We start from the raw sequence: 13,059 nt of genomic DNA, 5'->3' as shown, positions 1-13,059 counted from the left end.
TCCGAAAAGTAAATGCAAACTAGTGATTATCAACTCACAAGTGCCCACACAGATTGATTTGGTTAAATTGTTAAAGAGCGTTGTCTTTCAACTACTTAGCTTCTCAGCTTCGTCGTTTCAGGCTGCGTATAATACCGAGCCAGACTTTTAAGTCAAGTCTTATTTGAAATTAATTCAAACACTTCAAAACTTAAGTTCTCAATCGTTTTTGCTTTCGCTTTCTCTTGGGAACGAGGCGCATTATAGGGCTATCAAAGTTATTCGCAAGCATTTTTTAAACAATATAATCCAAGTGATTATTTTCTACACAGATCACTTTTTTTCACACAAAACCCCTACAAGAAATGAACAATGACTTAATTAGTTGGCAATTGATAAATAATATAAGTAGTATCAATGTGATTTTATTGTTAACTCATCATTTTCCATTTATTTTATTAGACATTACTAATCATGAAATCTACTAACTCAAATATAATTATCGTTGCTATTGCTGCACTAGGTGCAGGTGCAATCTCGTTCTTTCCGGTATCTCCCGCTTTTGCTTTCGCTTTCGGCGCAGTAATTACAGGTTTTACACTATTAACTATTAATAAAGCACCAACTAAGACAAGTACTAATACTTCTGTTGATGATACTCAAACTACAGATCAAGCAAGTACAACTCTTTATGTTGGTAATCTGCCTTACCGTGCAAATGAATCAGATGTAAAGGACTTATTTGCTGAATTCGGTGATGTATTTGCCGTTCGCCTAATGAAAGATAAGCGAACAGGTAAAAGAAGAGGCTTTGGTTTTGTTGTTGTTGCAAGCAAAGATACGGATAACGTTATCGAAAACTTAAACAATAACGAATTTGATCAGCGTACACTTAAAGTGCGTATTGCGAATGATCCTAAAACTTCGGGTAACCCAAATATTGAAGAGGACTAAATCCTAGTTCTTGAAATGTTTTATTAAGTGCCTCTTCATTTTTTGTTGAGGCACTACAAAACACCTCTCCTTTTATCATATCTTTTCCTTCCTCTTTATAATCTCCTAATAATTGTTTTACTCTTCTTGCTATCGCTTCCCCTGAATCAATAAGTAAAACATCATCACTTAGTACTTTTTTAATTTCATTTCTCAAAAATGGAAAATGAGTACAACCAAGAACAATCGTATCAACCTTACTGTGCCAAGGAGCTAGAATAGCTTTTAACTCTTCAAGGTCGACATCTATACCTATCATTTTCTCTTCTGCCATTTCAACTAATCTCGTAGACCCTAATAACTGAACGTCAGAAATTGGAGCAAATGATTTAATCAAATCATAAGTGTAGCTTCGTTTTACAGTTGCAGGAGTAGCAAGAAGACCAATTTTAGTTGACACAAGAGCTGCAGGTTTTATAGCAGGAACAACACCAACAACAGGAATTGATAATTTATCTCTAAGCGTTGGTAACACAATAGTACTGGCGGTATTACAAGCTATCACAACTATATCAATCGTAAATTTTGCACAAATCTGAGAAATGATATGTGTAGTACGTTCTATTAATACCGATTCAGTAAGTTCGCCATACGGGAACCCTGCATTATCAAAAGCATAAATGTACTTTACTAAAGGTAGTTGGTATTGAATCTCTTTATATACAGATAACCCACCGATACCTGAATCAAAAATTAAAATATGTTTTGGCATAACTGAAACCACAGACTCTTTAAAGTCGATATGAAGATTGAGGTTCTAATCATACCGTTAATGCTATTTTTGTAAAACAGAAGCCTGATAGCGCAAATGAGTAAATCGCTCTTGTTCATCAACTCTTATATCAGATAACGCTATAGAGCCACGAAAACAAGGAGCCTCTATTACTAATGTATGAAACTCCCCATCTTCTCCGCATGGATCAACTTGCACTGGTAACTCAGAAAGCAGCTGCATTGTGTATTCTTGACCACAGAATTGATTATCTAACTGAGTTCCATCCGTTGTAACAAGGATGGTTTTAATTCCACAGCTAATGATTTCTTCTGCTAGCTCACGACTTGATTGTCCTACCAATGGAAAAACACACTCCCAACCGGCTGCTTCTATATAGCTTTTACGGTATTCGACAATGCCATTACAAAACATATCGCCAAAGGCTACTGCATCAAACTCAATTCCACATACCTTTAAACCAGTTACGACTAAATTTTGGTATTCATTATTGGCAGGGAACACGGTAGGCAATTCAATCGTAATTAAAGGCAGCCCAGCCAAGTCAGCTTGCATGTGGACTACAGAAATAGGAGTAACTTGAAAAGGGACTTCATTGGCTACGTGTGTGGTGTATAAAGCAACAACCTCATAATCAGGATTTTGAAGTAGACGGATAAGAGTGAGTGTTGAATCTTTACCAGAAGACCAACTGATGATGACTTTCTTTTTCATGTAAACCTCAGAAAAGAAAAAACCGCCGATAATGGCGGTTTGGATAAAATTAAAAAATATATGAAGCACTTAAATAATAACTACGCTCTTGAGTTACGTAATCCAAAGCCGTTTGATATTCTTCATTAAATAAATTATTTACTTTTCCTGATATTGTCATCTTTGATGTTACATAATAATTTGCAGATAGGTTCCACAACATATAAGCATCTAATTTATCATTGTTACTATAGTCAGAATAACGATCACCTTGATAAGTCATTCCCAATGAAGTATCCCACTCATCTTGAACCAAAGTGCCTATCCAAGAACCCGTCTCTTTTGCGCGACGTGCAAGCTGTTTTCCCTCTGAATCTTTAGGATCCATTAGAGCTAAGCTAATATGATGGTCAATGAACCACGTAGTAAAATCACCCTCAAATTCAACACCTTTGATCTCTGCATCAGTATTTATTGGAGCCCAGTTCAAATGCTCATAATAAACAATCATATCTTTAATATCAGAGTTAAATATACTCAAGCGCCAATTCATCACATCGAATTGACCGATTAGTCCAATTTCTGCTGAATTTGATTCCTCTGCGTCTAACTCAGGATTACCCCTATTAGGATCATATAAATCATAAAATGAAGGGGCTTTAAAAGCTGTTCCATAGCTAGCATACGTTTTCAAATGATTATTGAACGCATAAGCTAGCGCTGCTGACCATGTAGTAAAATCTCCAAACCCACTATCTTTATCAAAACGGAAACTACCATCAAGAGTAAAATCATTAATATCAGCAGTTGTAGTAACAAAAACAGCTTTATTTGTTCTATCTTTCTTTGTGTAATCAGTCGTACCACTTGATACATCTTCATTAGTAAAATCTAAACCTGCATTGATCACCAAGTTACTCGTATATTGGTAGCTATTTAACCAATTAAAGGTAGATCTATCTGTTTTAAAAATAGAGTTTAAAGATGAATTACTTTCTGGGTATGAATTATTCTCTTGTATAGATTTAGCTAAATTAACCACACTTGAATAATTATCATTAATATAATTTAGTTCTGTATTAAATTGGAAAAATTCTGAATCTTGCTTTGAAAAAGATCCATATTTATCATAATCACTTAGGCTATCTACATAAAACACATCAAAATTTATAGATAAAACATCTGTAAACCTATGATCAATAGATGCTATAAAGTCTTTTGATTCATAACCATACTCACTATCAGAGTCAGAGCTAGTACCCTCTTTTATATTATATCCATCACTTTCTTTATAATTAACTAAAAAGCTACCATACGTATCATCATTAAGTTGCCCTTTGGACTGCCAAGACGTTTGATAGTATGCGTCGCTACCTACAGTTGTTTTTATTTGATGGAAACTTTCTTTACTTTCAGTTTTTGTGATTAAATTAATTACGCCACCAATAGCATCCGCACCATAAACCGCAGCTCTAGGACCTCTGATTACTTCAACTTGCTCAATTGTCTCTATAGGAATAATAGAGAAATCAAAACCTCCCGAAGATGCATTATTAATTTTCATACCATTAAGAAGTACTAATGTATGGTTGCTTTCACTACCGCGCAAAAAAACAGATGTCGTATTCGCGGGGCCTCCGCTTTCTCCAACCTGAATTCCCGGGATATATCTAAGAACCTCAGTTAACGTTTTTGCTTGAAGTAGTTCAATTTCTTCTTTTGTTACAACACTAACGGATGCTAATATTGATGACTCCGACTGCTCAAATCGATTAGCAGTGACAACCATAGTCTCATCAGTTTCAGTTGTGGTGTTTTGTGCAAATACAGGGGAAGTATAGGCGTGAGAAAGCAGCGACACTATTGCAGTCGCAAGGGCAGTTTTTTTCATTTCCATTGTTTCCTAAAATCGCGTTAAGTCCATATAGCAATGCGTGATGCATTACTTATTGCTGGCAGGTATTCGGACTTGAGAGCAGTTAGCCTACGGTACTCACTTCCCATCATTTATATCTATATAGATCCATATAGAAAAACAACAGTGTGAATAATGCTGTACCTTCGTTCTCTCTTACCGCTGCGCGTCAGTTCTGGATTTTCACCAGATTCCCTTTTCAGGCTATTATCAAATATGAAAATAGCGCACCAACATGGCCGGAATAGTAATGGCGTACATTATATTTGTCTAGGTTTATGCGCTTAATATCACAGCACAAATCCAATTAGTTTCGACCAATCACACACAAATACTGGACAACAGATCTCTATCGCATAAAATCGGCGCTCTTATTTTGAGCAGCGTGAGGCAAAACAATGACACAATCCGTCATGAACCCAGAAAATTATCAAGTACAGTTAGATGAAAAAGCAGAAACACTGTCTGCTTTATTTTCTGAATTTGACGTTCCAGAATTGGAAGTTTTTTCTTCTCCTGCTGAAAACTATCGTATGCGTGCAGAGTTTCGAATTTGGCATGAAGGTGACGATATGTATTACGTCATGTTCGATCAAAAAACAAAAGAGAAATACCGTGTAGATTACTTCTTACCTGCAACTCGTCTTATTAACGACTTAATGCCACTACTTGCAGAAGCAGTTAAAGAAAGTAAAACGCTGCGTTATAAAATGTTCCAAGTAGATTTCTTATCAACATTAAGTGGTGAGATCTTAGTTTCAATGCTTTATCACCGTCAATTAGATGATGCTTGGAAAGAAGAGGCCGCAGCGTTAAAACAACGTTTGAATAATGAAGGGTTTAATTTAAACCTTATTGGTCGCGCTCGTAAAATGAAGATTGTTCTAGACCAAGAATTTGTTATTGAAAAAATGAAAGTAAATGATGATATTTTGACTTATAAGCAAGTTGAAAACAGCTTTACACAACCTAACGGTATTGTTGCTCAAAAAATGTTGGAATGGGCTGTAGATTGTACTCAAAACAGCCAAGGGGATTTACTAGAGCTTTACTGTGGTAATGGTAATTTCTCTTTAGCGTTAGCTAAAAACTTTGATCGTGTCTTAGCGACTGAACTTGCAAAGCCTTCTGTAGAATCAGCTCAATATAATATTGCTGTAAATAATATCGATAATGTACAAATTGTTCGCATGTCCGCTGAAGACTTTACTGATGCAATGGAAGGTAAACGAGAATTTAGACGTTTAAAAGATCAAAATGTAGATTTGAAGAGTTATAACTGTAATACCATTTTTGTCGATCCACCTCGTTCAGGAATGGATGAAGGTACTTGTAAAATGGTGCAAGGCTATGAACGTATTATGTATATTTCTTGTAATCCTGAAACACTAAAAGAAAACTTAGAAATTTTAGGTAAAACGCATAACATTACTCGTTTTGCTCTTTTTGACCAATTTCCATATACACACCATATGGAAACTGGCGTTTTCTTAGAAAGAAAATAATAGCTAAAAAACAGACTAAAAAGGCTCAGAATATTAAACTCTGAGCCTTTCTCTGTTGAAAACGAAAGCTAATTATTTTCTATATTAATTTTACACATGAATCACTACACTTCTGTCGTTTCTTTTTTCTTCTTCAACAAATCCATTTTTACGCCAATCCAAAGTAATAATCCTAATGCCACCATAATTGAGAATAAATTTGAGCCTATTTCAGGATACTGGGCTTTTACGAAGGCTGAATGTCCAAATAAGCCAACAAAAAAACACGCAATAGCAACCAAAGACGTCTCTTCACTTTCCGGCTGACGTAAATATTCTTGGTATAAACCTTGAGCCGCTAGAACCAATGCTATAATTGGAAAAATTGAAAATGCGACTTCTGTTACCGTAAAACCAACCCACACAGCATTCAAACAAAGACCTGTCACCACGGATAGCGCTAATGTTTTTCGTTCATTTCTACTATTTTCATGTGTCATGTTCATTACCTCGTATAGACATTGATTCACTGTGATCAATGCATCTAAATTCTATTTTTCATTTTCTTTCCGATACCAATAAGCACCTTTAGATAACATGCGTAATTGAAATATCAATCGTCGCGAAAGCTCTTCTCTATGAGGATTGTCAAGATCTAACGCTTCTGCTCCAGAGCTAAATACTAGCGTGACTGATGCTTCAGCTTGAACAGACGCTTCTTCACGAGCAACACCTGTTGTGGCAATCAAATACTCCGTTAGTTCCGCAACAAAATGTTGGATCTCTCTTGCTACAGCTGCTCTAAATGCAGGCGACGTACCTGAACGCTCACGTAATAACAGCCGGAATACGTTTGGGCTACCTTCAATAAATTCCATAAAGGTTTCAACTGACGTTCGGATCACACTACCTTCAACCACAATTCGTTGACGAGCTTGTCGCATTAGCTGACGAAGAATCAAACCACCTTCATCTACTAAGGTTAATCCTAGTTCGTCCATATCTTTAAAGTGACGATAAAAAGAAGTCGGAGCAATACCCGCTTCTCTCGTCACTTCACGTAGACTTAAACTCGTAAACCCTCTTTCGGCACATAATAGGCAAAAAGCAGCATCAATAATCGTTCGACGCGTTCTCTCTTTTTGCTGTGCTCTTACACCTTTGGTGCTTACTGGTCGCTTCACTTCTGATACTTCATTGAGATCATCAGCTTCAAATTCAGGATACATATTATTTACCGTATATTGCACAATTTAATTAGATGAGTATCACAAACTTTTCGCTAGTTCACATTATCGATGTCTATTGAACGATGTAAATAATGAAATTCATAAACAACTAGATTTTCATAAACAACGTGATCCTCTCCACTCTATCTTACTCACTTGATTTACCAAACGAATGAAAAGGTTAAAATAACTTACTAGCAATGTTGCGAGATTGATAATAATAAGGCGCTAATAATAATGACTAACTCGAGCCCTACACACTCAACCCATTTTGATGCCATTGTAATAGGCAGTGGCCCAGGGGGAGAAGGCGCAGCGATGGGTCTCACCAAAGCAAACTTAAATGTTGCTATTATTGAAAGAGAACCAAGCGTTGGCGGTGGTTGCACTCACTGGGGAACCATACCATCCAAAGCACTGCGTCACGCGGTTAGCCGTATTATTGAATTTAACTCAAACCCTCTTTACTGTAAAAATAATACCAGTATTCACTCCACTTTTTCGGATATTTTAGGTCATGCGAAAAGTGTTATCGATAAACAGACGAGAATGCGACAAGGATTTTATGATCGTAACCAATGTTCATTAATTTTTGGGGAAGCCAGTTTTGTAGAAAAAAATACCATTGCTGTAACAGCAAAAGATGGCTCTATTGAAACTTATACCGCGGATAAATTTATTATCGCGACAGGTTCTCGCCCTTACCGCCCAGAAGGTGTGAACTTCAACCATAGCAGAGTTTACGATAGCGACTCTATCCTTTCTCTGCAACATGACCCTCGTCATATCATTATTTATGGTGCAGGCGTAATTGGCAGTGAGTACGCCTCTATTTTTAGAGGATTAGGCGTTAAAGTTGACCTTGTAAATACTCGTGATCGCTTACTTTCATTCTTAGACAATGAAATGTCCGACGCGCTCTCTTACCATTTCTGGAATAGTGGTATCGTTACTCGTAATGATGAAACTTTTGAAAAGATTGAAGCCAGTGATGACGGTATTGTCATGCACCTTGAATCTGGTAAAAAAATGAAAGCCGACTGTATCTTATTTGCTAATGGCAGAACGGGGAATACCGACAAATTAAACCTATCAGCAGTTGATCTTGAAGCGGATTCTCGTGGACAGCTTAAGGTAAATGGTAGCTATCAAACCCTAGTTGATCACATTTATGCCGTTGGTGATGTTATTGGTTATCCTAGCCTTGCAAGTGCCGCTTATGATCAAGGCCGCTTTACCGCTCAAGCGATTACTAAAGGAAAAGCAGAAGCTCAACTAATTGATCATATCCCTACTGGTATTTATACCATTCCTGAAATCAGTTCCGTAGGTAAAACAGAACAAGAATTAACAGCAGCGAAAGTACCTTATGAAGTAGGAAGAGCATCTTTCAAACATTTAGCTCGCGCTCAAATTGCAGGAATGGATATTGGTAGTTTGAAAATTCTTTTCCATCGCGAAACCAAAGAAATTTTAGGGATACATTGCTTTGGTGAACGTGCAGCAGAAATCATTCATATCGGTCAGGCTATTATGGAACAAAAAGGCGACGCAAATAGTATTGAGTACTTTGTCAATACTACATTCAACTATCCAACAATGGCTGAAGCCTATCGTGTTGCCGCTTTAAATGGGTTAAACCGACTCTTTTAAATGACAACAAGAATTAAGCATAACTTAATCCTTTTTTATTTAACTATCAAACGAATAGAGCATTTGGCCTATGATAGGAAAAATGCTTTTTACATTAAATAGAAAAGGTAATCGCTTAATTGAATGTATTGCCTAGCCACACTGTATCGTACAATTACCAATTCATATGGATTAGCAACGGAGTAACACGATGTTTAAATAATGGGAATTTAACCAACCATCGCTGCCATGCTTTCCATCTTCCGCAATCATGCTCAATAGGTGATTTTACTGATAAATTATCTATCCAAGGCAGCCAACCAATAAAATGTTTTTTTGGTTGATACAATCCATGCTTATACTCAATGCTACCGAGCTTTTTGCCCATCATAGTATTACAACGATCACCCGCCACCACGAATAACGCTTCAGCATGATGGAAACGGCGACCTAATAATTGAATAAATTTAGCTAATTGTATTTCGTTACATTCTAATAAGGCATGCTCGCAGACAATCATTAAAGGCACCTCATTAGGTACGGGGAGATTATCTACCCAACCGTCTTCCATCGCAGAACCACAGCGTAAATAATAACGCTCGTTAGTATGAAACAACTTTTGACGCCAAAGAAGGTTTTCATTGATATCTAATTCAAGCCAATGACATCGACCATTATCCAAACGATAAAATCGAGTATCTAATCCAGCACCAACATTAATGACCCAACCAGAAGGGTGGCGTTTAAGAAATTGTGATACTTGTTGGTCACATTGAACAGTAAGCGTGGCGTGTAGTAATTGTTTTTGATCGATATCTCCAGAGAGGCACTCTAAAGAAAGGTGACAATGTCGACATGCTGCAGCAGCGATAGGATCATAAATCAATCCATTGTCGATCATACTTTCGCGACTTCTCAACCAAAGAGGCTGAAGTAAACGAGAAGGGATTTTATGGCCGCGCTGTGTCATTATCATCTCCTATAAAATAGACTAGATGATAATAACTATCATTACCACTTGTAAAGCGCTATTTCATCTCAACAAGCGATAATGACAATTTAATAATAACTTCCTAAGTAGTAACTCAGCCAATTATCTTGATTTTATATTACATCCACGTCGTGCTGCGAATAACACCGACAGCCAGACCTTCAATACTTAAACTTTGTGATGTTAAATCAACTTCAATTGGAGAGAATTCTTCGTTCTCAGCATGAAGAAAAACCATAGAGCCTTTTCGCTCTAAACGTTTTACCGTTACATCATCATCGACTCTAGCAACAACCACTTGCCCATCACGAACATCTTGTGTTTTATGTACCGCGAGTAAATCACCGTCCATAATCCCGATGTTCTTCATGCTTTCGCCGTTTACTCGCAACAAGAAATCAGCTTGTGGTTTAAACATACTAGGATCGACTTGGTAATGGCTCTCTACGTGCTCTTGAGCAAGGATAGGTTCACCCGCTGCAACTTGACCAATTAGAGGAATACCAAGATCTTCACTTTCAGCTTCTTGTAAAAGAATACGGATACCTCGAGAGGCACCAGGAATAATTTCAATAACCTGCTTACGAGCAAGCGCTTTTAAATGCTCTTCTGCTGCATTAGCTGAACGAAACCCCAACTCACGAGCAATCTCTGCACGTGTAGGTGGCATTCCAGAGTCATCAATTTTTGCTTTGATTAGCTCAAAAACTTCTTGCTGTCTTGCCGTTAGTGGCTTCATAACTCACCTGTTTGTTTATACAGTTAACTGTGAGTATATACAGCTGTGCTATGCTTGGAAAGACCTACTGATTAAAAATAAGTCAAACTAAGCCTCTTTTCTGACATATTAGTCGTGCTATTGGGGATTATGTGTTCATTTTTATTAAAAGGTTTGACCAGTTCTGCTATTCTTGCCAACAAATTGTAAGCATCTATATATAACCGACTGCTCGGTACATAACTAAGGCGTTATTGTCATTATGTCTACAGGACAAACTATTTATCACTCTTTGCTAAAATTACCACTATCGGTAATGGTGAAAAGCAGCTCGATTCCATCGAATCCAATTGAAGACCTTAAGATCGATCTTGAGCGTCCAATCATTTATGCACTGCCATTTCGCTCGCATGTTGATTTACTAACCCTACAAAAAAGCGCATTAGAGTTAGGGCTACCCGATCCTCTTTCTCCACTTGAAATGGATGGAGTTGAATACCCTCGTTACGTCTTCACCTCTGTTGGTCCAAAAATATTTGAAACAGATGATGATTTGCCACAAGAGTCTCTTGATTTATTTAAAATCGTATTGAAATACCATGCAGACAATCCAAATGCAGACTTCCAATTAATTCCGACCTCTATTTTATGGGGAAGAAGACCAGGCAAAGAAGGCACAAGTAAACCTCACTTAATGCCACTTAACGCGCCTCAAAAATTTATCACACTAATTAAAGCCGGTCGTGATTCAACCGTTCGTATTAGCCCTGTGGTCTCTTTACGCTACATGGCAGACAATCACGGTGCGGATGAAGCAATTGCTCATAAGCTAGCTCGAGTGGCCAAAATTCACTTCTCTCGCCAAAAACTAGCGGCATCAGGGCCTAATCTTCCTAATCGCCAAGCACTCTTTAATCGCTTATTAAAATCTCAAGCGATAGAGAAAGTCATCTTAGAAGAAGCAAAAATACGCAATGTAGACGTAGAAAAAGTACGTAAAGAAGCCATGGGGATCATGGAAGAGATCGCTACTAATTTTTCTTATTCACTCATCAAGAATGGTAACCGCCTACTCAAATGGCTATGGAATCGTTTATACCAAGGTTTAAACATCAATAACGCGGCTACTGTGCGTAAATTAGCACAAGAAGGCCACGAGATTGTTTACGTTCCTTGTCATCGTAGCCACATGGATTACCTATTACTTTCTTATGTGCTTTACCATGAAGGATTAGTGCCACCACACATTGCCGCAGGTATTAACTTAAACTTCTTCCCTGCTGGACCAATTTTCCGTCGTGGCGGTGCTTTCTTTATTCGTCGTAGCTTCAAAGGCAATCGTCTTTATTCAACTATTTTCCGTGAATATTTAGCAGAGCTTTTTGCTAAAGGCTATTCAGTGGAATATTTCAGTGAAGGTGGGCGTTCTCGTACAGGTCGCTTATTGGAAGCAAAAACCGGTATGTTAGCGATGACAGTACAAGCAATGTTACGCGGCTTAAATCGCCCAGTAACACTCGTACCGGTATACATTGGCTATGAACACGTTATGGAAGTAACAACCTACGCCAAAGAGCTGCAAGGTAAGCGCAAAGAAAAAGAAAATGCAGGACAAGTTCTACGTACGCTTAGAAAACTACGTAACTTTGGCCAAGGCTATGTAAACTTTGGTGAGCCAATCTCTTTAAATCATTATTTAAATGAGCATGCGCCGAACTGGTCTGAATCAATTAATCCAATTGAGCCACAAAAACCAGAATGGATGACACCTGTCGTTAATGGCATTGCTAATAAGATGATGACGCACATTAATGATGCTGCTGCTGCCAATGCATTAACCTTATGTGCTACGGCTTTATTGGCCGCTCGTCAACGTGCGTTAAGCAAAGAAGACCTGACTGAACAACTGGATTGTTATTTACAGCTACTACGTAATATCCCTTATTCAGGCACAGCAACGGTACCGACAGAAAGTGCAGAAGCACTCTTAGAGCACGCTATCGCTTTAGATAAATTCGTAATAGAGAAAGATACGTTAGGTGAAATTATTTCATTAGATAGAAACCAATCTATCCTGATGACGTATTACCGTAACAACATTATCCATCTATTTGCATTACCTTCATTGATTGCAAAATTAATTGTTCAACATCGTTCTATTTCTGTGGATGATATCCAACAGCAAATTCAACAAATCTATCCATTTCTCAAAGCTGAATTATTTTTGCATTATGAAGAAGATGGATTAAACGATGTGGTAAATCAACATATTGAAGAACTCATTCGTCAGAAGTTGATTGTACAAAAAGATGGGCTTTTACAACTTAACTCAACCAATATTCGGAAGCTTCATCTACTAGCTCATACTATTTCAGAAACACTACAGCGCTACGCAATTGCCCTTACGCACCTGCAAGCGTCTCCTGAATTAGATAAAAGCGAATTAGAAGAACAAAGCCAAATCATGGCTCAGCGTCTAAGTCGTCTACATGGTATCAATGCCCCAGAGTTCTTTGACAAAGGCGTTTTTGGTATCTTGTTTAATAGTTTAAAAACAGAAGGCTACCTGGATAGCAATGGGAATGCTGTACTTGAGAAAGTTGCACCATTCGCGCACGATATCTCGAAATTATTAACTCCAGAGATTAAGTTAACAATCCAAGCGGTTATGAACAAAGAAGATTAATTTTCT

At 37.6% G+C, this 13,059-nt stretch carries 11 protein-coding genes and 1 riboswitch; of the genes, 4 read left to right on the top strand and 7 right to left on the bottom strand.

The genetic code is table 11. The annotated features are described in order from the left end of the window. Window positions 1-453 precede the first annotated feature (453 nt). Window positions 454-933, top strand: a complete 480-nt coding sequence (locus tag Q1K78_RS06540; protein WP_300175651.1) for an RNA-binding protein — start codon at window positions 454-456, stop codon at window positions 931-933. Here the strand turns inward: Q1K78_RS06540 and murI are convergent. The 3 genes from murI to Q1K78_RS06525 form a co-directional block, all read right to left on the bottom strand. Continuing rightward, window positions 896-1,684 (bottom strand): glutamate racemase, encoded by a 789-nt coding sequence (gene murI / locus Q1K78_RS06535; protein WP_300175649.1) that lies wholly within the window; start codon window positions 1,682-1,684, stop codon window positions 896-898. The two genes, Q1K78_RS06540 and murI, sit on opposite strands and share 38 nt — an antisense overlap. A 63-nt stretch (window positions 1,685-1,747) precedes the next feature. Then, entirely contained in the window at window positions 1,748-2,419 is a 672-nt protein-coding gene (locus Q1K78_RS06530) for an ATPase (RefSeq protein ID WP_300175647.1), read from the bottom strand. Between the two features lie 49 nt (window positions 2,420-2,468). Beyond that, window positions 2,469-4,289 carry a TonB-dependent receptor gene (locus Q1K78_RS06525; protein ID WP_300175645.1) on the bottom strand — a complete coding sequence of 607 codons (1,821 nt, stop codon included), beginning with the start codon at window positions 4,287-4,289 and terminating at the stop codon, window positions 2,469-2,471. A gap of 45 nt (window positions 4,290-4,334) precedes the next feature. Further along, window positions 4,335-4,563: riboswitch (cobalamin riboswitch) on the bottom strand. Window positions 4,564-4,711: 148 nt separating this feature from the next. Between Q1K78_RS06525 and trmA the strand changes: the two genes are divergently transcribed. Beyond that, window positions 4,712-5,818, top strand: coding sequence for a tRNA (uridine(54)-C5)-methyltransferase TrmA (gene trmA / locus Q1K78_RS06520; RefSeq protein WP_300175643.1), 1,107 nt, complete (start codon window positions 4,712-4,714; stop codon window positions 5,816-5,818). Window positions 5,819-5,922: 104 nt separating this feature from the next. Here the strand turns inward: trmA and Q1K78_RS06515 are convergent, their stop codons facing one another. Next, on the bottom strand, window positions 5,923-6,297 hold the full coding sequence (locus tag Q1K78_RS06515; RefSeq protein WP_300175641.1) for a YijD family membrane protein: 375 nt from the start codon (window positions 6,295-6,297) through the stop codon (window positions 5,923-5,925). 51 nt (window positions 6,298-6,348) lie between these two features. Further along, on the bottom strand, window positions 6,349-7,026 hold the full coding sequence (fabR, locus tag Q1K78_RS06510) for an HTH-type transcriptional repressor FabR (protein ID WP_300175639.1): 678 nt from the start codon (window positions 7,024-7,026) through the stop codon (window positions 6,349-6,351). A 237-nt stretch (window positions 7,027-7,263) separates the two neighbouring features. Here fabR and sthA point away from each other — a divergent pair, with 237 nt between their 5' ends. Then, window positions 7,264-8,679, top strand: coding sequence for a Si-specific NAD(P)(+) transhydrogenase (gene sthA / locus Q1K78_RS06505; protein ID WP_300175637.1), 1,416 nt, complete (start codon window positions 7,264-7,266; stop codon window positions 8,677-8,679). A gap of 154 nt (window positions 8,680-8,833) precedes the next feature. Here the strand turns inward: sthA and Q1K78_RS06500 are convergent, their stop codons facing one another. Then, a complete protein-coding gene (locus tag Q1K78_RS06500; RefSeq protein WP_300175635.1) occupies window positions 8,834-9,628 on the bottom strand; it encodes a class I SAM-dependent methyltransferase in 795 nt (264 codons plus the stop codon). 139 nt (window positions 9,629-9,767) lie between these two features. Next, window positions 9,768-10,388: a transcriptional repressor LexA gene (gene lexA / locus Q1K78_RS06495; RefSeq protein ID WP_300175633.1), complete on the bottom strand. Its 621-nt coding sequence runs from the start codon at window positions 10,386-10,388 to the stop codon at window positions 9,768-9,770. Between the two features lie 241 nt (window positions 10,389-10,629). Between lexA and plsB the strand changes: the two genes are divergently transcribed. Continuing rightward, window positions 10,630-13,053, top strand: a complete 2,424-nt coding sequence (gene plsB / locus Q1K78_RS06490; RefSeq protein ID WP_300175631.1) for a glycerol-3-phosphate 1-O-acyltransferase PlsB — start codon at window positions 10,630-10,632, stop codon at window positions 13,051-13,053. Window positions 13,054-13,059 lie beyond the last annotated feature (6 nt).

This window comes from uncultured Aliivibrio sp. (genome assembly GCF_946479765.1).
Classification (GTDB): Bacteria; Pseudomonadota; Gammaproteobacteria; order Enterobacterales; family Vibrionaceae; genus Aliivibrio.
This window is presented reverse-complemented; position numbering and strand designations above follow the sequence as displayed.